This window comes from Acidithiobacillus sp., assembly GCF_049965315.1.
In the GTDB taxonomy this organism is placed as follows: Bacteria; Pseudomonadota; Gammaproteobacteria; order Acidithiobacillales; family Acidithiobacillaceae; genus Acidithiobacillus_B.
Genome location: NZ_JBMFWL010000008.1, coordinates 46277 through 68697 on the forward strand (window position 1 = coordinate 46277; position 22421 = coordinate 68697).

At 64.4% G+C, this 22421-nt stretch carries 22 protein-coding genes; all 22 read right to left on the reverse strand.

Translation table 11 applies throughout. The annotated features are described in order from the left end of the window. Positions 1–8: 8 nt before the first annotated feature. Positions 9–800 carry a flagellar biosynthetic protein FliR gene (fliR, locus tag ACP5MM_RS03720; RefSeq protein ID WP_427930918.1) on the reverse strand — a complete coding sequence of 264 codons (792 nt, stop codon included), beginning with the start codon at positions 798–800 and terminating at the stop codon, positions 9–11. Continuing rightward, entirely contained in the window at positions 797–1069 is a 273-nt protein-coding gene (gene fliQ / locus ACP5MM_RS03725) for a flagellar biosynthesis protein FliQ (protein ID WP_427930919.1), read from the reverse strand. Before fliQ ends, fliR begins: the two co-directional genes overlap by 4 nt. Before the next feature lie 12 nt (positions 1070–1081). Next, positions 1082–1837 carry a flagellar type III secretion system pore protein FliP gene (gene fliP / locus ACP5MM_RS03730; RefSeq protein ID WP_427930920.1) on the reverse strand — a complete coding sequence of 252 codons (756 nt, stop codon included), beginning with the start codon at positions 1835–1837 and terminating at the stop codon, positions 1082–1084. Next, a complete protein-coding gene (gene fliO / locus ACP5MM_RS03735) occupies positions 1780–2283 on the reverse strand; it encodes a flagellar biosynthetic protein FliO (protein ID WP_427930921.1) in 504 nt (167 codons plus the stop codon). The genes fliP and fliO overlap by 58 nt, the downstream gene beginning before the upstream one ends. A gap of 27 nt (positions 2284–2310) precedes the next feature. Beyond that, positions 2311–2823 carry a flagellar motor switch protein FliN gene (fliN, locus tag ACP5MM_RS03740; RefSeq protein WP_427930922.1) on the reverse strand — a complete coding sequence of 171 codons (513 nt, stop codon included), beginning with the start codon at positions 2821–2823 and terminating at the stop codon, positions 2311–2313. Positions 2824–2826: 3 nt separating this feature from the next. Next, complete coding sequence (fliM, locus tag ACP5MM_RS03745; protein WP_427930923.1) at positions 2827–3840, reverse strand: flagellar motor switch protein FliM; 1014 nt, start codon at positions 3838–3840, stop codon at positions 2827–2829. Between the two features lie 15 nt (positions 3841–3855). Next, complete coding sequence (locus tag ACP5MM_RS03750; RefSeq protein ID WP_427930924.1) at positions 3856–5121, reverse strand: flagellar hook-length control protein FliK; 1266 nt, start codon at positions 5119–5121, stop codon at positions 3856–3858. 45 nt (positions 5122–5166) lie between these two features. Further along, a complete protein-coding gene (locus ACP5MM_RS03755; RefSeq protein WP_427930925.1) occupies positions 5167–5616 on the reverse strand; it encodes a flagellar export protein FliJ in 450 nt (149 codons plus the stop codon). Next, on the reverse strand, positions 5609–6985 hold the full coding sequence (gene fliI, locus ACP5MM_RS03760; protein ID WP_427934138.1) for a flagellar protein export ATPase FliI: 1377 nt from the start codon (positions 6983–6985) through the stop codon (positions 5609–5611). Before fliI ends, ACP5MM_RS03755 begins: the two co-directional genes overlap by 8 nt. Beyond that, positions 6982–7743, reverse strand: a complete 762-nt coding sequence (locus tag ACP5MM_RS03765; protein WP_427934139.1) for a FliH/SctL family protein — start codon at positions 7741–7743, stop codon at positions 6982–6984. The genes fliI and ACP5MM_RS03765 overlap by 4 nt, the downstream gene beginning before the upstream one ends. 55 nt (positions 7744–7798) lie before the next feature. Further along, positions 7799–8809 carry a flagellar motor switch protein FliG gene (fliG, locus tag ACP5MM_RS03770; protein ID WP_427930928.1) on the reverse strand — a complete coding sequence of 337 codons (1011 nt, stop codon included), beginning with the start codon at positions 8807–8809 and terminating at the stop codon, positions 7799–7801. Beyond that, complete coding sequence (gene fliF, locus ACP5MM_RS03775; protein WP_427934140.1) at positions 8787–10502, reverse strand: flagellar basal-body MS-ring/collar protein FliF; 1716 nt, start codon at positions 10500–10502, stop codon at positions 8787–8789. The genes fliG and fliF overlap by 23 nt, the downstream gene beginning before the upstream one ends. A 50-nt stretch (positions 10503–10552) precedes the next feature. Further along, positions 10553–10873 (reverse strand): flagellar hook-basal body complex protein FliE, encoded by a 321-nt coding sequence (gene fliE / locus ACP5MM_RS03780; protein ID WP_427930930.1) that lies wholly within the window; start codon positions 10871–10873, stop codon positions 10553–10555. Positions 10874–10936: 63 nt separating this feature from the next. Beyond that, positions 10937–12277, reverse strand: a complete 1341-nt coding sequence (locus tag ACP5MM_RS03785) for a sigma-54-dependent transcriptional regulator (RefSeq protein ID WP_427934141.1) — start codon at positions 12275–12277, stop codon at positions 10937–10939. Continuing rightward, complete coding sequence (locus ACP5MM_RS03790; protein ID WP_427934142.1) at positions 12274–13485, reverse strand: sensor histidine kinase; 1212 nt, start codon at positions 13483–13485, stop codon at positions 12274–12276. Before ACP5MM_RS03790 ends, ACP5MM_RS03785 begins: the two co-directional genes overlap by 4 nt. Then, positions 13482–14564, reverse strand: coding sequence for a sigma-54 interaction domain-containing protein (locus tag ACP5MM_RS03795; protein WP_427930933.1), 1083 nt, complete (start codon positions 14562–14564; stop codon positions 13482–13484). The genes ACP5MM_RS03790 and ACP5MM_RS03795 overlap by 4 nt, the downstream gene beginning before the upstream one ends. 188 nt (positions 14565–14752) lie before the next feature. Then, entirely contained in the window at positions 14753–15307 is a 555-nt protein-coding gene (locus tag ACP5MM_RS03800) for a PilZ domain-containing protein (protein WP_427934143.1), read from the reverse strand. A 42-nt stretch (positions 15308–15349) separates the two neighbouring features. Next, complete coding sequence (gene fliS, locus ACP5MM_RS03805) at positions 15350–15727, reverse strand: flagellar export chaperone FliS (RefSeq protein WP_427930935.1); 378 nt, start codon at positions 15725–15727, stop codon at positions 15350–15352. A 16-nt stretch (positions 15728–15743) separates the two neighbouring features. Further along, positions 15744–17672 carry a flagellar filament capping protein FliD gene (fliD, locus tag ACP5MM_RS03810; protein ID WP_427930936.1) on the reverse strand — a complete coding sequence of 643 codons (1929 nt, stop codon included), beginning with the start codon at positions 17670–17672 and terminating at the stop codon, positions 15744–15746. Between the two features lie 40 nt (positions 17673–17712). After that, the gene (locus ACP5MM_RS03815) at positions 17713–17955 is read right to left on the reverse strand and encodes a hypothetical protein (protein ID WP_427930937.1); all 243 of its coding nucleotides are present in this window, start codon (positions 17953–17955) and stop codon (positions 17713–17715) included. 202 nt (positions 17956–18157) lie between these two features. Further along, complete coding sequence (locus ACP5MM_RS03820; RefSeq protein ID WP_427934144.1) at positions 18158–19711, reverse strand: flagellin; 1554 nt, start codon at positions 19709–19711, stop codon at positions 18158–18160. Positions 19712–19883: 172 nt separating this feature from the next. Beyond that, the coding region (locus ACP5MM_RS03825; protein WP_427934145.1) for a glycosyltransferase at positions 19884–22421 on the reverse strand (2538 nt) is incomplete at its 5' end.

A 22421-nucleotide genomic window follows, 5' to 3' on the forward strand; every position in this document is an offset into this window, starting at 1 on the left:
GCGCCTCCTTATCCTCTGCCCGCGAGCAACATTACCCGCCCCGCGGCATCCAGGGCGAGATTGAGCAAATGTCGTACCACCGGCTCCATGGCCGGCAAAAAGGCGTAGAGGGCAAGAAAGCCCAGGCCTAGGAGCAGGGGAAAGCCGATGACGAAGAGATTGAGTTGTGGCGCCAGCTTGCTGAGGACGCCCATGGCCAGGTTGGCGATGATCAGCGTGCCCAGTACGGGTGCCGCAAAGGCCAGGCCCAGGGAAAAGATCATGCCGCCATCTTCCGCCAACAGATGCCAGGCCGAGGGGTTGATGGTGAGTTGGGTGCTTACGGGCAGCAGGCTGAAGCTGCGCACCAGCGCCGCCAGAACGAGCAAATGACCATTCAGGGAAAGAAAGATCAAGAGTACAAACAAATTCAGGAAGTTGGACAAGGTAGGCACCTGCACGCCGGCAACCGGATCATAGAGACTGGAAAACCCCAAACCCATCTGCAGACCGATCACCGATCCGGCAAACTGCACCACGCTGAATATGACCGTGATGGCAAAGCCGATGGCCGCGCCGATGAGGATCTGCTCGATGAGGAGGAGGAAACCGGAGCCCTGCAGAAAATCCACGGGCGGCATGGCGGGCAGGGCCGGGGCGATGGCGAGGCCCATGAAGAGCGCCAGCCCCACCCGCACCTGAATGGGTATTTGCGCCGCGCTGAAAATGGGAGCGGTGGAAAGCAGGGCGAGGATGCGCACGAAGGGCCAGAAAAACTGGCCGATCCATTGCTCCATCTGCAGGCTGGAAAAGTGGATCATTCGTTTAAGAGATGCGGAATATCCGTAAAGAGGCGCACCGTAAAATCCATCAGCAGGTGCAGCATCCACGGCCCCGCCACCACCAGGATGAAACCCATGGCCAGGATCTTGGGGACAAAACTGAGGGTCATTTCATTGAGCTGGGTGGCCGCCTGAAAGATGCTCACCAGCAAGCCCACCACCAGGGCGATGCCCAGCAACGGGGCGGAGAGCAGGAGGGTCACCCAGATCGCCTGCTGGCCGACGCTGATGATGCTTTCGGGTGTCATGGCTGCCCTCCCCTAGTGAACGAAGCTCTGCACCAGCGAGCCGATGACCAGATCCCAGCCATTGACCAGCACAAAGAGCATGAGTTTGAAGGGAAAGGAGACGGTCACCGGGGAGAGCATCATCATGCCCATGGACATGAGCACGGCGGCGACGACGAGATCGATGATGACAAAGGGGATGAAGATCAGAAAACCGATCTGAAAGGCCGTCTTCAGCTCCGAGGTGACGAAAGCCGGCACCAGGAGGCTCAAGGGAGTATCCGCCGGGGCCTGCAACTGTTTGTGACCAGACAACGTTACGAAGAGCGCCAGATCCGCGGGTCGCGTCTGGGAAAGCATGAAATTGCGCAGGGGCCCCGCCGCCTGGGTCATGGCCTGGGTCAAGGAGATCTGATTCTGGGTCAGGGGCTGCAGGGCGTCGTGATCGATCTTCTGGAATACCGGCGCCATCACGAAAAAGGTCAGAAACAGGGAGAGGCCGACGATGATCTGGCTGGGCGGCATCTGGGTGGAGCCAAGGGCCTGCTTGAGCAGGGAAAGGACGATGATGATCCGGGTAAAGGCGGTCATCATGAGCAGCATGGCCGGGAGGAAAACCAGCACCGTCATGAAGAGGAGGGTCTGGATGCTGAGGCTGTACTCCGTGCCTCCACCGGCGGCCGGGCTGGTGGTGAAGGCGGGCAAACCCGCCGCCCACGCCCCGGCAGGGGTCAGGGCGAGGATGAATCCGAATGCTGCTCCTCCGCTTTTCCATTTGCTGATTTCCATCGACCTGGGCTCCGCCTTTCCATGGCTTTGTGCAGCCAGCCGGCAAAGGGTGCCGGTGGACTGACTTGGGTTTCCGGCAGTGCCGCTTCCAGGGTATGCAGGAGGGTAATCCCCGCCGGCGTCACACCCAGCAGCAACTGCTGTTCTCCCACCTGTATTAGCAAAAGCCGTTCCCGCGCCCCCAGGGGCAGGGAAGCCACGATATGCAAGGCCCCGCGCTGCCCTCCGCCCAGACCAGGCTGAAGGCGCCGCAAGACCCAGATCAGGCCGAGAAAAACCAGCAGAACCACCACGAGGGCGGAAAGAAGCTCAAGAATGGCGGAGAAGGAGAAGACCGCCGGAGAATTATTCATGAGGGGCGCGGCGGACGGCTGCGCCGCTTGGGCGGCGACGCTCCATTGACAGAACAGGAAGAGAAAGAGTCGGGATTTTGACAGGCATGGCAAGCGGAGAACACCCGGAATTCCCATGGCCTAACGCAATTTTTTGGCCCGTTCGGCCGGGCTGATGATATCGGTGAGACGAATGCCAAACTTGTCATTGACCAGCACCACTTCCCCCTGGGCGATGAGGTAGCCATTGACGAGGACGTCCATGGGCTCGCCGGCCAGCCTCTCCAGTTCCACCACCGAGCCTTGGGCGAGCTGCAGGAGGTTGCGGATCTGGATCTTGGTGCGCCCCAGTTCCACGGAAACGGTGACGGGAATGTCGAGGATCATGTCCAGGCTGGGGTTTTGCGCCTCTCCCCCACGCTCGTGCAACTCCGGCAACGGCGCGGGGACGGGCTCCGGACCCGGACCGGCGGCGCTGGAAGACGTATTCCCGGGCGCGCTGGACTGGTCCGTTTCCGCCTGTTCCGCCATGGCCGCAGCCCAGTCGTCCATGACGGCATCGTCCGTGGTGGCCGCCATCCCGTTCGTTTCAGGACTGTTCTCCACGGCTGCGGAGGCCGCTTTCTCCTGATCCTGCTCCAGATCATTCGCCATGTTTCATTTCTCCATTGCCGCCAAGGCGGCTTGCCCTTCTTCCATCTCCGGCCACAGATGTTCCTCGACCTGAACGGCGTGCCTGCCATTGCTGCTGCCGTGCCGCCCCTTGAATACGGGGATGCCGTCCACCCGCGCCACCACCGAGTCCGGCAAGGTCACCGGGATGACATCGCCCGGGCGTAGGGCCATCAATTGGCGCAGGGTGAGGGTCGTTTGCAACAGTTGCACCTCCAGCTCCACCTCGGCCTCCTGCATTTCCTGCTGGAGGGACTGCACCCAGCGATGGTCCACCTCCGAGCGATCGGCGGTCGTGCCCGCCGTGAGCTGGTCACGGATGGGTTCCACCATGCCATAGGGAATGCAGATGTGAAAGGTGCCGCTCCCCGACTCCAGTTCGACATCGAAGCCCGTCGTAATCACCACTTCCGTCGGCGTGGCGATATTGACGAACTGCGGGTTCACTTCCGATCTGAGCAGCTCGGGTGCCAGTTCGATGACGGGGGTCCATGCCGCCTTGAAATCCTTGAATACCAGGTCCAGCAGGCGGCGGATGATGCGCTGCTCCAGGGGGGTGAATTCCCGGCCTTCGATGCGGGCATGGAAACGGCCATCGCCGCCGAAATAATTATCCACCACGGCAAAGATGAGGCGGGGGTCGAAGATGAAGAGGGCCGTTCCCCGCAGCGGTTTGATCTGCACCATATTGATGTTGCTGGGCACAATGAGGTTGCGAATAAATTCGCTATATTTCAGCAGGCGCACCGGCCCCACCGATATCTCGGCGGAGCGCCGCAGGAAATTGAACAGGCTGACCCGCCATAAACGGGCAAAACGCTCATTGATGACTTCCAGGGTGGGCATCCGCCCGCGTACGATCCGGTCCTGGTTGGCCAGATCATACTTGCGTATGCTGCCCTGCGCCTCGGGGGCCTCGGCCTCGGTGTCGATGTCACCGCCGGCGAGCCCCTTGAAGAGGGCGTCCACCTCTTCCTGGGAAAGGATATCCTGTGCCATCAATCCACCCGGCCGCTACGCAAAGGTATTCACCAAACCCAACTGCACCCGGGCAGCCACGGGTGCGGCGCCGACCTCATCAATGGCCTCGGGCCGCCGGCCCTGGGGAGATTTGCCGCGGGGGAAAGTGCCTCCACCGCCATCGGCGGCCACCGTGGCCTGGCCCAACTGCATCCCCACCGCGGCAAAGCCCGCCTGCAATTGCGGCAAGGCCGCGGCAATGGCTTCGCGCACGACGGGGTGCGAGGAGATGAAGAAGGCATTGGCCTGTCCCTGCTGCAGATCCAGATGCACCTCCAGGGGCCCCAGATGGGGTGGATTGAGATGCAGGGTGGCCTGCTGGAGATTGTTCCCCACAAAAAACAGCAATTGCTGCCCCAGGGCATTTCCCCATTCGGGAGCGGTCGAAACGCCTGGCGCCACCGTAGCCGCCGCGGCCATCACCGGTCCGGCAGTTACCAGGGGCGGCGCCGAGAGCAGGGGACCGGGACCGCCCGGTATTGCCCCAATAGTCTGGAGCAAGGGCTGGTCCGGCTGGGCGGGAGCGCTGCTGCCGGCTGCCATCCCTCCCTTGTCGCCATGGGCTGCCGCCGCCAGCAATGCTCCCCCGGGCAACCCGGTCAGCAGCGCTGGCGGGTGCCCGGCCGTTGCCCCCGCGAGGGTCGGCGTCGGCCCTTGGGCATTGCCGCCGGAGGGGGCTGCATCTGCCCGGAGATTTTTTGTCGTCAGGGCGGACAGGGCCTGGCCAAAAGCCGGGGCGCGCGGTAGGGCTGCGGGCGGCGCTCCGGACGGCGAAGGCTCGCCCAGCGCCGTAGCCGGCCTCGGCGGCGTCCTCCCCGCCCCCTGGCTGAGGGGCACCGCTGCGCCTTGGGCCTGCGGCGGGGCCGCCGCTGGGGCCGTTTCCGCTGCCGCGCTTGCCGTGGCCCCTGGCAGGACCGGCGGCGGAACGGCCACCGGAGCGGCAGAAAGCGCCGGCAAGAGCGGGGCGGGGCCCGGCGGCAAGGTCTTGCCGCCGGGCTGGTCCTTGCTGTCCTTTTCCGGGGATTTTTTGCTCGCTGCCGCCGCTCCGGCGGGCGTGGACCCCGCCGGAGCGGATGGCGGAGCGGCGCTTTCCGGCGCCGCAGGACCCGCCTTGCCCGGCGCGGCTGCGCCGGGCATTTGCCGGCCCATCACCGTCGCAAAGGGCTCCACGGCAGCCTTGGGCAGGGCACCGCTGCCGCCGTTGACGGCCGGACTGGAGGGGGGGCTCGCCGCTACCGCGTTCATTGCTTCAGGCGCCATGGCCATTCCTCACGCTGTGCATGTCCACCCTGACTCCAGCAAAATTCACGCCATCATCTGCAGACGGCTGGCCGCCCGCTGCGCCCATTCATCCAGTTCCTTTTGCATCCGCTGCAATTGCTGCGCATGCCGCAGGTGCTCGGCCCGGCGCAACAGGCCGGTCAGGGCCTGTTCGCGGCCCCTTGCGCTCAGCCACTGCCGCTGCAAAATGGCGGCCTGTTGGCGATGGCGGCCCAAGGATTCCTGCTGCACCGCCACCACCTGCTCCAACTGGGCGATGAAGGCCCGCATTTCCCGTGCCTGCGCGCTCCCTACGCCAGCCCGCTCGGCATTCTGCGCTTCCTCCCGATAATGCGCCACATAACGCCCCAGGAGGGCAAGCTTGTGTTGCGCGTCGAGAAGCATGGCCTGCTGACGGGCCAGGGCCTGGGCGGCATCGATGCGGGTAGCATCGGCCTTTTGCTGCAGGTAGCGGATGGCGTCCGTTTTAGCCATGATCCGTGGCCTCCATATAGGGAGCCATGACCATGGCCAACTGCTCCCGGCTGACGCGGAGGGATACGGCTTCCCGCTGATCCTGGCGGAGGAATCCGACAATGCCGGCATGGGCCTGGACGGCCTGATCCAGCAACGGATCCATCCCCGGAGTATAGGCCCCCACGGCGATGAGGTCCTGATGCTCGCGATAACGCGCATAAAGCGCCTTGAGCCGATGCAAGCGCCGCAGATCTTCCGGCGCGACGATCTTGGGCATGACCCGGCTGATGGAGGCCTCCAGGTCTATGGCCGGATAATGCCCCTGCTCGGCCAGGGCGCGCGACAGGACGATATGCCCGTCGAGGACGGCCCGGGCGTTATCGGCAATGGGATCCTGCTGATCATCCCCTTCCATCAGGACCGTATAGAAGGCCGTAATGCTGCCGCCGCCCTCGGGCCCATTGCCGGTGCGCTCCACCAAGGCGGGCAGCCGGGCAAAAACCGACGGGGGGTAACCACGGGTGGCCGGCGGCTCACCCACCGCCAGGGCGATCTCGCGCTGGGCCATGGCATAGCGGGTCAGGGAATCCATGAGGAGCAGGACGTGCTTGCCCTGGTCCCGGAAATATTCGGCGATGGCGGTGGCCAGGTGGGCGCCGCGGATGCGGGTGAGGGCGGGCACATCCGCCGGAGCCGCCACGACCACCGCCCGGGAGCGCCCTTCCACTCCGAGGATCTCTTCGATGAATTCCTTGACTTCCCGCCCCCGTTCGCCAATGAGCCCGACGACAATGATGTCGGCGTCGGTATGCCGCGCCATCATCCCCAGCAACACGCTTTTCCCCACGCCGCTGCCGGCGAAAAGCCCCATGCGCGCCCCGCGGCCCACGGTAAACAGGGCGTTGATGGCGCGCACCCCCACATCCAGGGGGCGCTGCACCGGCGCCCTCTGCATGGGGTTGAGGGGCCTTCCCAGGAGTGGCACGTACCGCTCCGCGAGAACCGGCCCCTGACCGTCCAGCACCTGCCCCTGGCCATCGACGATCCGGCCCAGCAGGCGCGCGCCCACCCCCGCCTGGGCCTGGCCGGGGAGGGGTTGGACGCGGGCGCCCGGAGCCACTCCCTGCAAATCGCCCGCCGCCATGAGCTGCAGGCGATCGCCATGGAAACCCACCACTTCGGCATCGATGCCCCGGTGATGGCTGCCTTCCACCCGGCAGCGGGTGCCCACACTGGCGTCAAAGCCCTCCGCTTCCAGTACCAGGCCGATCATGCGCACCAGCCGTCCGCTCGCCAGCAGGGGCGGGAATTGCTGCGGCAGGCGCCCCTGCAGGTTTCGCAGATAGGCCGCCCAGGCCGCCTGCCGATCGGCAAAGGCCGGCGTCATGGGAAGGCCGCCCCAAAAAGCTGTTCCAGCGCCTGCCGCCAGCGTGTTTCCAGGCGCAGATCCAGCACCGACGCCGCGTCACCCACCCCCCGCCGGTGCCAGCGCCGATCCGGGCGTGCGCCGTCGTCATCGATCCGGGCCGCGAGCACCGGTCCACCCCGCTCCAGCTCCTCATCGGCTTCCAGCAGCACCCCCTCCTCCGCCAGTTCCGGCGCCAAACGCTCCACCAGGGCGAGATCCTCTGGGTGGAGGCGAATGCTCGGATTGGCGCTGCGCAGGGGCAGGGCCTCCAGGCCCTCCCGCAACAAGGGGAGCAGGGACTCCGGCCGCATCCGCAAGTCGCTACGGATCACCTGCCGCGCCACTTCCAGGGCCAGGGCCAGCAGCGCCTCTTCCACGGCGGCATCCAGATCCCGCAAAGGCCGGCCGAAACCCAGCACCAGCGCCTTGAGCATTTCCGCATCCTGGCGCGCAGCGGCCATACCGGCCTCCCTGCCGGCGCTCAAGCCCGCTGCGTAACCGTTTTGATATCCCTGTTGCCGCCCCTCCGCCTCCGCCCGCGCATACATCAGCTCCAGATCGTCAGCCGTGGGCAATGGCACGGCCGCCGGGGACAGATCCGCGCCGGCACCTTCCATCGCCTGCCCTGCGGATGGCTTGGACTCCCCTCCGGACGACATGGCCGGTGGATCCCAGCGGCGCATGCTGGTGATCTCTTCGCGGGCGATGACGCCCCCCGTGGGTGCCTTGATCACCATCGGATCCCCCGTGATAACGCTGCGTCTGTAATCTGGTCGAGGCGGTGCCGGTCCATCAGATCATGGCCTCCCCGGAGCCGCCACCCAAGCTGATCTGCCCGGCGGCGTCGAGGCGGGAGGCGATCTGCAGGATCGCCTTTTGCGACGCTTCCACCTCGCTGACCCGCACCGGTCCCTTCGCCTCCAGATCGTCACGCAGCATTTCCGCCGCGCGCTTGGACATGTTGTTGAAAAACTTGTCGCGCAATCCCGGATTGGCCCCTTTCAGGGCGGTGATCAGGTTCTCCGAAGGGATCTCGCGCAGGAGGGTCTGCATGCTGCGGTCATCCAGCTTGATGAGGTCGTCAAAGACGAACATCTTCTCCTGCACCTTCTCCGCCAGTTCGCTGTCGGTTTCCCGGATCTTGTCGAGGATGTCCGCGCTGAAACTGCCCTCCAGCCGGTTCAGGATGTCGGCGGCGGCCTTGGGGCCCCCAAGGGTCGCCACCTGGAGATTCTGCGCTTCCCCGGAGAGTTGTTCTTCCAGAATATCGTTCAGTTCGCGGATGGCCGCCGGCTGCACCGTCTCCAGGCTGGCCAGGCGCAGCATCGCCTCGCCCGCCTGCCGCGGGGGAAGGTGATGGATGACGTCACTGGCCTGCTCCGGCTCCATGTAGGCGAGGATCATGGCCAGGACCTGCGGATGCTCCAGCTTGATGAGATCGGCAATGGAGCGGCCATCCATCCATTTGAGGTTCTCCAGGCCGCTGGCCTCGCCGCCATGGAGGATCCGCTCGATGAGGTTGCCCGCCTTGTCCGCGCCAAGGGCCTTGGTGAGCATCCCGCGGATATATTGGTCGCTGCCCACGCCCAGGGAGGTTTGCCGTTCCAGGCGCGCGCGAAAATCCTGCAGGACCGTTTGCGCCTGGTCGGTGGAAATGCGTGACAGGCGCGCCATGGCGGCGCCGAGCTTCTGCACCTCCCGGGGGCCCAGATGGCGCATGAGCTCCGCCGCCTCATCCTCCCCCAGGCTGAGGAGGAGGATGGCGCTGCGCTCCAGGCCGTTAAGCTCCGCGCTCTCGGTCATTGGCCAACCACTCCTTCACCACTTGTGCCGCCCGTGCCGCATCCTGCATCACCAGTTGCCGGGCCACGTAGAGATCGGTTTCCAGGGGGTTCCCCGGCAGCACGATGGGTTCATGATGCTCGGCGGCCCTGACGATGGCGGGCTCCGTTCGCGGGGCGGGGTGCTCGCCTCCCCCGGCCGCCTTTGCCCCCCCTTCCGCTCCCAAAGTAGGGGCCTGTTCCCGGCGCCGCCGCAACATGGGCCGGATCACCCCGAAGTAGAGGAGGAGGCCAAGGATCAGCAGCACCCCGTAGCGCAAGACCCCGTCCATGAGGGTCAGGAACCAGCCTTGCTTCCACCAGGGCACCGCACCGGGGGCCGCCTCTGCGGTGAAGGGCATATTGACCACCTTGACGGTATCACCCCGTTGCTGGCTATAGCCAATGGCGTCTTCCACCAACTGCTGCACCTGGGCCAGTTGCGCGGCGCTCAAGGGCTGCACGGTGACCTTGCCGTTGGCCCCTTCTACACTCCGGTCGTTGACCAGCACCGCCACCGACAGGCGTTTCACCACCCCAACGGGCTGTACGGTATGGGTGATGGTCTTGTCCAGATCATAGTTGGTGGTCTGATCGCTGCTGCTCTGGGTGGGCGCCAGCATCTTCAGGGTGGGGCCAAGGGCCATCAAATCACCCGGGGACAGGGCCGAGGCCACGGGCGCGGTCAGCGGCGCCACCGCCACTCCCGGCGGTTGATTGGACAGGGCGCCGGGCACGCCATAGGGACCCGCTCCGCCCGACCCGCTGCTGCCGCGGGTCTGCTGGCTGAGCACCTGACCCTTGCCATACTGCACCGAACTGCTTTCCGTCTTGGCAAAATCCAGGTCGGCGCTGACGGCCACGCGCACGCCGTTGTGCCCCACCAGCGGGGCGAGGATTTCTTCGATACGCCGTTGATATTGGTGCTCGATCTGCCGCTGATAGGCCAACTGGGTGGGCTGGAGGCCGTTGTTCTCGGCGTTGGCGTTCGTGGTGAGCAAATCGCCATGCTGGTCCACCACCGTCACGCTTTTGTCATCGAGGCCGGGGATGCTGGCCGCCACCAGATGGACGATGCCCGCCACCTGGGCAGGGCTCAGCACCCGCCCCGGATAGAGCTGGAGGAGCACCGAGGCCGTGGGTTTTTCCTGTTCGCTGAGGAATACCGAGGGCTTGGGGATGGCCACATGCACCTTGGCGCTCTCCACCGCCGAGAGGGATTGAATGGTGCGTTCCAGGGAACCTTCCAGGGCGCGCTGGTAGTTTACCTGTTCGACGAACTGACTGGTGCCCAGGGGCTCGTGCTCCAGGAGTTCAAAACCCACCCCCGCACCCTTGGGCAGTCCAGCGGCGGCCAGCTTCATCCGCGTGCTATAGACCTCGTCACCCGGCACCGCGATCACCGCGCCGCCGTCGGTGATGCGATAGGGGACATTGAGCTTTTGGAGCTGGGCGATGACCAGACCGCCATCCCGCTCCGAGAGGTTGGTGAAAAGGACCTTGTAACCCGGCTTGCCGACCCAGAGAAAGGCCGCCACCACGATGGCCAGCAGCGCCGCCAACCCGGCCAAGAGCGCAAAGCGCCGATTGGCGGGGAGCTCCTGCCAACGCGCCTGCATCCGGGCGGCAGCGGTAGCTACCCCCTGCGCCGCTGTTTTTGCCGATTCCGTTGCCACTATCGCCCACTCCCCCTAGCTGCATTCGGGACAAATGCGTCGCTTTGGCATCAGGCCTGAATGTTCATGATGTCCTGATAGGCCGAAACCAGCTTGTTGCGCACCTGCAGCATGGTCTGAAAGGACAGGTCGGCCTTCTGGCTGGCCACCATCACCTGGCTGAGGCTCACCGACTTGTCGCCTGTGGAAAACTGCTGCTGCAAGACGTTGGCCGATTCCTGCCGGTCATTCACCCCGTTCACCAGGCTCTTGAGGGTATCGGCAAAGTCGTTGGGTGCAGCAGTGGCGCCATGCGCGGCCGTTTGCCCCTGGGCCTGATCGGCCAAGGCGCGTAACTGTGTCAGTAAAGCATCCAGTCCATCGACATTCATGACCATACCCGCCTACGCAAAATATCCATGCATGAATTAAGCAAAAATCAGGCCTGCCTCCTTTCAGAGCAGGTCCAGCCCCGCCTCGCGAAAGCGCTGCAGCTTGTGGCGCAAGGTCCGCGGGCTGATCCCCAGGCGCTGCGCCGCCAGCGTCCGGGAGCCGGAGCTTTGCGCCAGGGCCTGGGCGATGAGCCCGCGCTCGCTCTGCAAGCGGGCGTCCTCCAAGGCGCTCACCGCACCCTCGTCCGTCCCCGGTCCCGCCTCCGGGGAAGGTGCCGCTATTCCCAGATGGGCCACGGTGATTTCGCCGCCATTGGCTATGATAACGGCACGTTGCAGGCAATTCTCCAATTCCCGCACGTTACCCGGCCAGCGCCAGGCCAGCAAGGCATCCTGGGCGGCCTGACTCAGACGGGGGAGAGTGCTGATGCCCAACAAGGGCCCCTGGCGGCGCAAAAACCGTTGGGCCAGCACCGGGATATCGGCCCGGCGCTCGCGCAGGGGAGGAATATGAATGGGAAAGACATTCAGGCGGTAAAAAAGATCCTCGCGCAAGCGGCCGCTGCCCACGGCCTCCTGCAAGTCGCGGTTGCTGGTGGCGATGACGCGCAAATCCAGGCGGATACTGCGCCGCCCCCCCACCCGCTCCAGTTCCCGCTCCTGCAAGACCCGCAGCAATTTGGCCTGGAGGCCGGCGGCCATCTCCGTCACCTCGTCGAGGAGCAGCGTACCCCCTTGGGCCTGCTCGAACTTGCCGGGGCTGGCCTGGGTAGCACCGGTAAAGGCGCCTTTTTCATGGCCGAAGAGGGTCGCCTCCAGGAGCGACTCGGGTATGGCGGCGCAATTCACGGCCACGAAGGGCCCCCGGGCCCGTTGCCCGCATCGATGGATATAGCGCGCCAGGACCTCCTTCCCTACCCCGCTCTCTCCCGTCAGCATCACCGAGGCGGTGGTGGCGGCCACGCGCCGCGCCAGGTCCAGGGTGGTGACCATGGCGGCAGACTCCGCAACCGGTTCGTCGTCATCCTGACGGCGCGGCTGCGCGTAGTGTGCCACTTTTTGCAGCAGGAGGTCCGCCGAAAAGGGCTTGACCAGATAGTCCACCGCCCCTCCCTGCAGGGCCATAACCGCCTCCTCAACCGTGCCCCAGGCCGTCATCATCAGGACCGGCGGGACGCCGCTGCGCGCTCCCAGGGCCCGTAGCAGGGCGTAACCATCCATGGGCGCCATCTGCACGTCGCTGATGATCATGTCGAAGGGTGCCGCCGCCAGCATCGCCAGGGCCTCGCCGCCATCATGGGCCCAACGCACGCCATAGCCGTTGTCCTCCAGGGCATCCTGCAGGGCCCCGGCCAGGGGCTCGTCGTCTTCCACCAAGAGCAGCCGTGGATGGTAACCGGTCATTTCCTCTCCTTATCTTCATCTTCTGCCAAGGCGCCGCTAGGCAGGGCATGGGGCGCTTTCCAGATGGGTACCCGCAACACCAGACCCGCCCCTGGGGCAAGCTCCCCGTCGACAACCAGGCTGCCTCCCATGGCCACCACAAAATCGCGGGCGATGGCCAGGCCCAGGCCCGTACCGTCGCGCCGGGTGGTGTAGAAGGGCGTGAAGATGCGCTCCTGGTCTGCCGTAGCAATTCCCGGGCCTTGATCGCGAACCACGATGGCAATCACGTCATCCTCGGGCCCGCGCAAATCCACCGTTACCGTGCTGCCCTCGGGGCTGAATTGCAGGGCGTTGTGCAGCAGATTGGCGATCACGCTGACCCAGGCCGCCCGGCTGCCGGACAAAATGAATCCGTTTCCCCAGATCGGGAGCTTCAAAGTGACATTTTTTTGACGAAATAAGGGATCAAATTCTTGACGCAATTCACCAAAAATTTCCTGCAGCGTCACCGAACCCCCTTCCTGTTCCGCGCCGCGCAAAAAACGCAGCATGGCATCGATGGTGGCATCCAGATGCTGCAAGCGCTCCATGGCGCGCCGCTGCTGCCGGGCAAAGCGTTCCGCCTCGGCACCAAAGCGCAACTGCGATACCGAGAGCAGGGCGGCCGCCAGCGGGGTACGCAACTGATGGGCCAGGCCGGCCATGGTGGCGCCCATGGCCGCCAGGCGCTCGCGACGCTGCGCCGACTCCTCCCGGGCATGGGCGGCCGTCACATCCTGGAGCAGGATGATCTGGCCACTGTCTCCCGGCAGCGCGTTCACGGCCACCGTCAGCCGCAGTTCCAGCCCGTTGGCGGTCTGCAATACCCACTCGCCCTTGCCCCCCGCCAGATGGGCGGCGGAGACCTGGCGCCAGTTTTGCCCGCGCAAATCCGCGCCGAGGATACGCAAGGCTTCGGGGTTCATATCGATGATCCGACCCTGCCCCTCCAGGACCAGAACGGCGCCGGGAAGCATTTCCAGGACCATGGCCAAGCGCTGGCGCATGCGCTCCTTGGCGGCGAGCTCGTCCGTCAGGCGGGCATTGGCCTGCGCCAACTCGGCATTGAGGCGCCCCACCTCTTCCTGCAAGGCCGCATAGGCCCCCGTCAACTCCCGGGAAGCCTCGTTGAAGAGGGAAAAGGCCTCCATCAGGGCCGCGGCATCCGGCACCCCGCCGCCCTTCACCCGCCCAACCCCTCCCGGCGCCCATCACCGGCATATTTCTTGAGCTTTTCCACCAGCGTGGTGCGGCGCAAGCCGAGACGCTGGGCGGCCCGCGCCACCACCTGATCGCTCTCGGCCATGGCCTGGGCGATCAAGGCCCGCTCGATGTCTTCGAGATGGAGCTTGAGATCAAAGGGCCCCGCCGGCAACAGCGCCGGGGGCTCGGCCCAGACCTGCGCGAGGCTGCGCCGCTCATCGTCCGGATCATCCGCCACGGACGCGGCGGGACGATAGCGGGGTGGCAGATCGGCGACGCCCACCTGCTGTCCGGGATAGAGGATCGTCAGGCGTTCGATGAGATTTTGCAACTCGCGCACATTGCCCGGCCAGGGATAGGTCTGGAGGGCCTGGTGGATCTCGTCGTTCAAATAGACCCGTTCGCGCCCCTGGGCGCTGAGGCTGGCGAGGAAATGCTCGGCGAGCAGCGGGACATCCTCGCAGCGGGCCCGCAGGGGCGGCACCTCGATGGGAAAGACATTGAGCCGATAATAGAGATCTTCCCGAAACAGCCCATCGCCCATGCGCTGCTCCAGATCGCGATGGGTCGCCGCCACGACCCGCACATCGGCGTGGATGGTCTGGCTCCCGCCGACGCGCTCAAAGCGGCGTTCCTGCAGGATCCGCAGCAGTTTGACCTGCATCTGCGCGCTCATCTCGGCGACCTCGTCGAGGAAGAGCGTACCCCCCTGGGCCAGCTCGAAACGCCCCTTGCGGCTGACCACCGCGCCGGTGAAGGCGCCCTTTTCGTGACCGAAGAGCTCGCTTTCCATCAGTTCGGCGGGGATGGCGCCGCAGTTCAGGGCCACAAAGGGCCCCTCCCTGCGGGGCGACAGGCGATGCACGCAACGCGCCACCACCTCCTTGCCCGAACCCGACTCGCCGAGAATGAGCACCGTACTGTCCGTCCCGGCCACCCGTTCCGCCAGGCGCGCCACGGCGGCCAGGGCCGCGCTCCGGCCTTGCAGCGCGCAGCAATGGCGGGCAGAAGATTCCGTCTCTTCAGCGCCGACGGCGCGTTCCAAGGCCGCCGCATTATCCAAGCCAACCCTCCGGCGGCGTTGGCCAGATCCCATACCGTTTCATTTATTATCCCTATTCATCGCCCGGACTGACGGCCATGGCGGTGGAAGCGCCACGCATCGTGATCATCGCCGTCACTGTTCTTCCCACCCCGATGCCCTCTTCCCGAGGGGGAGGGCAGCGGGATTGCGCATGGACAACTCTGGCGCTACCCGGCCGAATCGCTTCTCTGGCGGCTGCGCGCCACTTCACGGCGATGATGACGAAAGATTAGTCGATCCAGGCTTTCCTGCACATGCACATCCAGGCGAAAGTGCAATTGGCACCAGACACCCCCCTGGCCGGGGGTACCCGCCTGCATGACGCCGGGGAGGATCAAGGGCATGGCAATGCGGGGACGCAGGAAAAGCGCCAGACAGCAGCGCTCGCCGACGGCCGGGAAAAGGGTGGGATCATCGCAGCGCCAACGGATGTATTGACCGCCCAGCACGCAGGGGTAAACGGGCGGAGCGGGCTCCAGGCCCTTGAGTCCGGCGCTGACCAGCAAAAGAAGCAGATCCACCTTGGTCTCCAGCCCCCCCACGGCCTCCTTGCCCTCTTCCTCTCCACCGGCTGCCTTGTCATCCATCAGGAGCAGGGCGCGCAATAGCGTCCAGTTATCGGCCATCGCCGCCGCCATGGCCGATTCGTCTTCGGGCCATGGCGCCGGGCGCAGCGGCAGATTGGCGCGCAAGACCACCGGGTTTTCGTCGAAGTCGTCCATCCTCCCCCCTATGGGCGGGGAGGCGTTGCGCCAGACGCCGCGTCAGGCGCGGTCGAGCAAACCCTGCCAGGCGTCGCGCAAATCCTCCACCACCGGCCGGCAGGCATCCAGTGCCTGCAGATCATCGAAGATATTGGCCTGCGCCAGATGATTTAGCAAGAATCGATACAGACCGTCGAGGTTGACGGCGATCTCGCCGCCCTGCTCGTAATCCAGGCTGGCCAAGAGATGGGCGGTGATCTGGTAGGCCTTGTCCATGGACTGGGCCTTGGTGCCGAGATCTCCCGCCAGGATGGCCGTGCGCGCCCGGCGCAGGTATTCCAGGATCCCTTCCAGCCCCAAGAGGACGAGGCGATCCGTAGATGCCCCCTGGCTGCCCACCTGACGGTAGGCCTGCATGGCCGCTGCTGCTACGCTCATGGAATTTGCTCCTGCATCAACCGCTGGTGGAAGGGGAACCGGTGGAGAAGAAGGCATTGATATATTGCCCCACCGACTGCAACTGCGAGAGCTGACTCTGCATGGCGGCAAACTGCTGGGTCAGCAGGGCGGTCTGGTTTTGGGCCGAAAGCTGCAACTGGGCGATCTGGGCGTTGAGGCCGCTGATGGTCTGGTTCAGGCCATTCTGAGCGGCGGCGACAAAGCCGCTCTGGGTGTTGAGGGACTGGCTGAGGAGGCTGCTCATCTGCTGATAGAGCCCCTGGCTGACGGTCACCGTACCGAGATTGCCCGGCGTCTGACCGGTGATCTGCAGTTGCAGGCCCAGGGCTGAACCCGGACCGGTCACCGTCAGGTTTTGACCGGATCCGCTGCTGCTCTGACCGTTCACCGTTCCGGCCACGTCCGTCCCGGAGGCACTCAGGCTGCTGGTGCCAATGCCCGTACCGCCGCTCCCCGCCGCCACGTTGGAAACCACGCTGAAACTCTGGACGCTGCCATAGGCCGTGGACTGCAGCTCCAGGGTGCCGTTGTTGTTGACGGCCTGCAGGCCGGTGACGCTGGCCTGGACAAGGGTGTCGTTGATGGTGGCGACAATGGCGTTGATGCTGCTGCCCGAGGCGAGATTGACCGCCACCGTGCTGCTGCCGGAAGTGATGCTCAGGGTCTCGTTCTGGGCGATCCCCCCGGAGGGCACGGCGCTGCTGGCCAGAACCATGGCCTGGGTGGCGGTCTGGGTCACGTTGATGGCATAGGTGCCGGCCTGGGTGGTGCCGCTGGCGCTGACATACTGGACATTGGCATTGGTGGTGCTGCCCACCTGGCCAAAGAGCCCGGCCACGGTGCTGAAGTTGCTGTTGAGGGCGGTGCTCAAGGTGCCGGTGTTGAGGGTGATGGTGCCGCTGCTGGTGAGCCCCAGGCCGACACTGCCCAAGGAGTTATAGGCGCTGCCCGACGCCACCCCCACCCCTTGCCCGGAAATGAGATTCAACAACTGGGTGCGCAGGTTTTGCACCGAGGCGTCTCCCAGGAGCGGTCCGCCCTGCTGGGTGGAGGGATTCCAGGCCGTGAGCTGGTTGATGGTGGTCATGGTCTGGTTGAAGGCGGTGGTAAAACCCTGCACCGCGCTGACGAATGCGGAGTTGCTCGCCGTCACCTGGATGGTGGCCGAGCCGCTGGCCTGGAGGAGGTTGAGGCTGACTCCGGGGATGGCCCCCGAGAGGGTGTTGGTACTGCTGCTGATGGCCAGTCCGTTGATGCTGGCGGCGGCGTTCTGGGCGGCCTGGCTCAGGCTCATGCCCCCCGACGCCCCGCTGCTGTAGCTGAGGCTGCCCAGGCTCCCCGTAGCCCCGCTGACCGCCACGGTAAAGGCGCTGCCCGAACCGGTATTGTTCCCCGTCAGGGTCAGACGGTAGCCGGTACCATCATAGACGACGGCGGCATTGACGCCGGCGTTGGCATTGTTGATGGCGGCGGCAATCCCGTTGAGGCTGTTGTTGGTGGAATTGATATTCACATTGGTCACCGCCCCGCTTCCCACCTGCACCTGCAGGGTCCCGGTGCCGATGGCCGTATTGACCGCGCTGCTGAAATCCTGGGAATAAACGCTTTGGGATTGGGCGAGAACGATATTACCGAGGCTGTAGCTCCCCACCGGGGCATTGGCCGTGACCGTGGCGTTGACCGCCGAGGTGTTGCTCACCGACACGCTGCGATTATTGGTATTGTCGAGATTCTGCAGGCCCGACAGGGAGGACTGCAGACTGGAGAGGCTGCTCTGCAGGGTCCCCCAGGCGCTCAGGGTGGTCTGCACCGACTGGCCCTGATTCTGCAGCAGGGTAATGGGTTGCTGATAGGCGGCACTGAGGTTGCTGATCAACTGCTGGACATTGATGCCGCTGACCAGGCCCGACAGGGATACCGACATGGAAGACTCCTCCGCCCATCACGGGCGCCGATGCTCAAAATCAGGCCTTGCTGCTCACCACGCTACCCGGCGGGAGCGTCGCGCCGCCCGCACTGCCCTGGGCGCTTTTCACTACTTGATCGGGTGGTGCGTAATATTGAAAAAATACCTGTTTGGTGACTTTGTCCGATAATTTTACCAGGACCTGACCGGGGTGGCCCCCATTGGGGTCGAGCCCGGCCTGCAGGTCGATGGAGGATTTCTGCGCCACCTGATCCTGCAGGGTGCTGATGGCTTTCTGCAAATTTGCCGCCGATACCGCCTTAGCTTCCCCTGATGACGCCGATGCCATGGAGCCGGATGCCGGTGCTGCTGGCGTGGATGCAGCCCTATTGGCATTGTTGCTGGATGAGGATATGGCCGATGCCAGATGATGAATATCCATGACAGCCCCCTATGAATAGAGCCCCTCCCGTTGTTGGCGGGAGGGGATTTGCCGACCTGCGTTACGGAATGAGCTTGAGATAGCTCTGCTGCAAGGCATTGGCCTGCGCCAGGGTGGAGATACCCGCCTGTTGCAGGATCTGGTACTTGGTCAACTGCGAGGTTGCCTGGGCGATGTTGGCATCCTGTACCACCGACTGCGCCGACTGCAGATTGGTCGCCGTCGTCTGGTCGTTGGAGACCGACGCCTGGATCCGGTTCTGGATGGCACCCAGGGCGCCATTCTGCTGATTCAGGTTGTTGATGGCCTGGTCGAGAATGGAGATGGCCTGTTGCGCGCCTTGGGCCGTACTAACGTTGATGTTCGATACTGCGGAGCCAGATAAGGATGCCGCCTGACTACTGAAACCAATGTTGATCGCATTGCCGATAGCGTAAGACTGGCTGGATTGGAACTGGACAGCGCCCTGAAACAAAACATTGGCCGTACCACTGGAAATCGTTTCGCCAATCTGGGTAGTGGTGTTTGCGGCCACGGCATACAATGACCCCGTAGATCCAGAAGCAAGTCCCGAAGTACTGGACCCCAAAACGATATTGTTGCCATTGCTCTGGGTCAATACCAGTTCATTGGTACCATTCACCGTTTGCACATTGGCCGCAATGCCCGTCTGCGCCGAGTTGTTGTTGATCGCTGAAACCAACGAGCTCAAGTCCGGCTGGCCATTGCTTCCCTGGGTGACCGTTGCAGAAATGTTGACCTGATTGGTAGGGCTGCCGCTGCTGCCGTTGCTAAGGGTAAAACTATAAGTACCGGTGGTAGCGACCAGCGCTACGCTGGTATAACCCTGCGCCGTCACCCCCGTTTGCGACGATGCCGCGTTGACCGCAGCCGCTATATTGGCTGCCGATTCCGTAGCCGTATTGACATTTACGGAACTAGTGCCGATGGAACCGGAAATAGCCAAGGCTCCAGCGGTAAAATTACCTATTCCCGATGTGCTGACGGTGAAAGCTCCACCCTGTGCATATCCACCTTGAACAAAAGATCCGCTAGACGTATAGATTGTACCAGCCGTGCTGGTAGAATAGTTACCAATAGCGTTGGTCTTCGCATTGCCCACCGAGACATTAATGATCTGATTGGCGTTGGCGCCCACTTGGAACTGCGCGCCGGCGAAAGTACCATCCAAAAGATTCTGGCCATTGAACTGGGTCTGGGTGGCAATGGTCTGCACTTGGGCCAACAACTGGGTGACCACACCCTGCAAGGCCTGACGATCCTGGGCGGTGTTGGAGGCGTTGGCCGCCTGGACAGCAGTGGTGCGGATCTGCTGGAGCAGACTGGTCTGGTTCTGGATGGCGCCGGTGGCCGTCTGTATCAGGGATACGCCCTGATTGCCGTTGGACACCGCCTGATTCAGGCCGTTGATCTGGGTCTGGAAGCGCTGGGCGATGGCGTAGCCGGCGGGATTGTCGGCGGGGCCGTTGATCTGCTTGCCCGTGGAGAGCTGCTGCAGATAGGTGTTGAGGCTGCCCTGGGTGCTGTTGAGGGCGTTGATGGTATTCAACGCGGCGACGTTGGTATTGATGATTCCTGAGAGTGCCATGGTCATGCTCCTTTCTTAGGCGTTTTCGGCATCCTTGCCGTGGATGTGCGTCACGCTGCCCGCACATTCTCTATAACGGCACATTTGCCAAAAACTTTAGGGCAGGAAAGAAGCGAACCTGGCCAAGGGTAAATCCCCTAGGGGCGGCCCCGACGCAAGTCGCGGCCATGGGCCGCTCCTACCGATGGGGGCATGACTGCCGGCCCTGGGGGAGCCACGCCTGCAGCCAGACGTCGAGATGATCCTCCAGCAGCCAGCGCTGGCGGACCTTTTCCCGCAGCAGGTCCCCCTGCCGGGCCAGGGCGTCGCGGTCGGACACCGCCTCGCGGATGGCCTTGAGCCAGTCCCGATAGCGATTGGCCACCCGCCAGACGGGAAAATCCCCCTGATAGGGCGTGAGATCCGAGCAGACCACGGGATAACCCAGCACCCCGTATTCCAGCAGGCGCAGGTGGCTCTTGGCCTCGTTGAAGGCATTATCCTCCAGAGGCGCGATGGCCAGATCCAGGTCCAGGCTGGCGAGCTTGGCCGGGTATTGGGGCAGCGGCACCCCCGGATAAAACTCCTGCACATAAGGGCGCAGGGCGTCGGGGCAGAGGCCGAAGAACACCCAGTCCACCTCTTTGGCCAATTCCCGCACCACATCGGCCACGAGTTCCAGATCCCCGGTATGCCCTACCCCGCCCGCCCAGCCCACCCGCGGCTTGGGCCCGCCACGGCGCCGGGGCGCAAGTCCGTCCCAGCGTGCCCTTTCCAGATAATTGGGGACGACCCGCACCTCATCGCTGAATCCCGCATAGGCCTTGGCCAAGGGCTCCGTAGCCACCACCAGGCGGTTGCACAGCCCCGCCGCCTTGCGAAAACGCTTGGCGATATCCTTATGGATGCTGGCCTTATGCACACTCTTGGTGGGGAGGTTGGTGATGAGGTCGTCAATCTCGAAGACGCGAAAGGCCTTGCTGAAACGCCGGTGCCGCTCCAGGGCCTCGATCTGCGGCCACTCCATCTGCCGCTGCAGGACGATGCTGTCGGGCGAGAAGCGCTCCATCTCGGCGGGTTCGAAGATGCGCATGGTCTCCCAGCCCTGCACCAGACCCGCCGTGCGCAGGGCGCGCATGGGGGCAATGATGCGATACTCGCCGCAGCCTTCCCGGTCGGCGGAGTGCACCAGAACCCGCGGCCGCGGCCGCCATGCCGGGTCCCAGCTCAGCGGCGGCTGATCTTCCAGCAGGAAATCCGTACTGACCAGGCTGAGATGCCGGTTGTAAGCCGGATCAAAGGCGAGCTGCGGCAGCCAGCGATCGTAGAAGGCCGTCTTTTCCGCCGCAAAGCGCGCCAGCTTCTGGGCACTGGGACGCTGTTCCACCTCCCCTTTCTGACTGGCGGAGCCTTCGTGAAGGAGCATGGCCCAGGGCGTCCAGACGATGCGGTGCCCGGCCTCGCGCACTTTGAGGCAGAGATCGACGTCATTGTAGGAAACCTGGAACCGTTCCTCATCCAGGCCCCCGACCATCTGGAAAACCTCTTTGCGCACGAGCAGGCAGGCCGCAGTCACGGCGGAATAATCCTGGGTGAGCTGGGCGCGGCCGAAATAGCCCCGGTCCTCCGGCGGCCGCCCGATGAATGGGTGCTCGGCAGGACCTTTCATCCCGAGGACCACGCCGGCGTGCTGGATCTTGCCGTCGGGGTAGAGGAGCTTTGCGCCAACGATGCCCACCCCGGGCCGCAGGGCGTGGCTCATCATTTCGTCCAGCCAGTCTTCATGGAGGGCGGCGGTGTCGTTATTGAGCAGCAGGCAATATTCACCCCGCGCCGCCCCAACGGCCTGGTTGTTCATGGCGGAAAAGTTAAAGGCGCCGGGGTAACGCAGCACCCGCAGGCGCCCCCCCAGGCTCTCTTCCTGTTCCGCCAAGAGGTCGAGGTAGCGCCGGGCCTCCGGATCCTGGCTGTCGTTGTCCACCACCAGGATCTCGTAGGCGGGGTAACGGGTCTTTTCGATGACCGATTCGATGCAGCGCTGCAAAAAACCCAGTTGATCGCGGGTGGGGATGATGATGGACACCAGCGGGGCGGCGGAGAGGGCATAGCGCACGCGATAGGAGGGCGGAAAGGGGCCGGGAGAGACTTCGGCGGCAATCCCCAGCCGCTGCAGATGCCGTTCCAGGACCGCCTGACCAGCGGCCAGGATCTCCGGGATGGATTTGCGGCAATGGCTGCTGCCCTGCAGACGATGGTAAAGCACCTCGGGAACATGGCCGATGCCGGCGTCGCCCACCCCTGCGGCTTGCAGGTGTTCCCAGGCCCGCAGCACCAGGTCATAGTCCTCCGCCCCTTCCGCCTCCGGATCAAAACCGCCCAGGGCCGTAAACAGGTCTTTGCGGACGACCAGCAGGCCGCCCGTATAGGGCAGGCTGCGCAGATAATCGAGATTGAAATCGGGCTTGCAGTGGGGGTTGAGGTGTTGACCGTCTGAGGTGAGGTTATCCTCGTCGGTGTAGATCAATTGCCATTGGGGGTGCTTGCGGATGGCCTGGGCGATGCGGAAGCTGGCATCGGGGGCCAGTTGGTCGCCGGCGTCCATGAGGGCGATCCAGTCGGCGGATGTCTCCTCCAGCGCCGCGTTGGCGACCGCCAGAAAATCATCGCCGGGTACGGAGATGGCTTGCCACAGGGGGGCCAACCATTGCCCTTGCAGGCTCTCCGTGGTGGGCTGCAG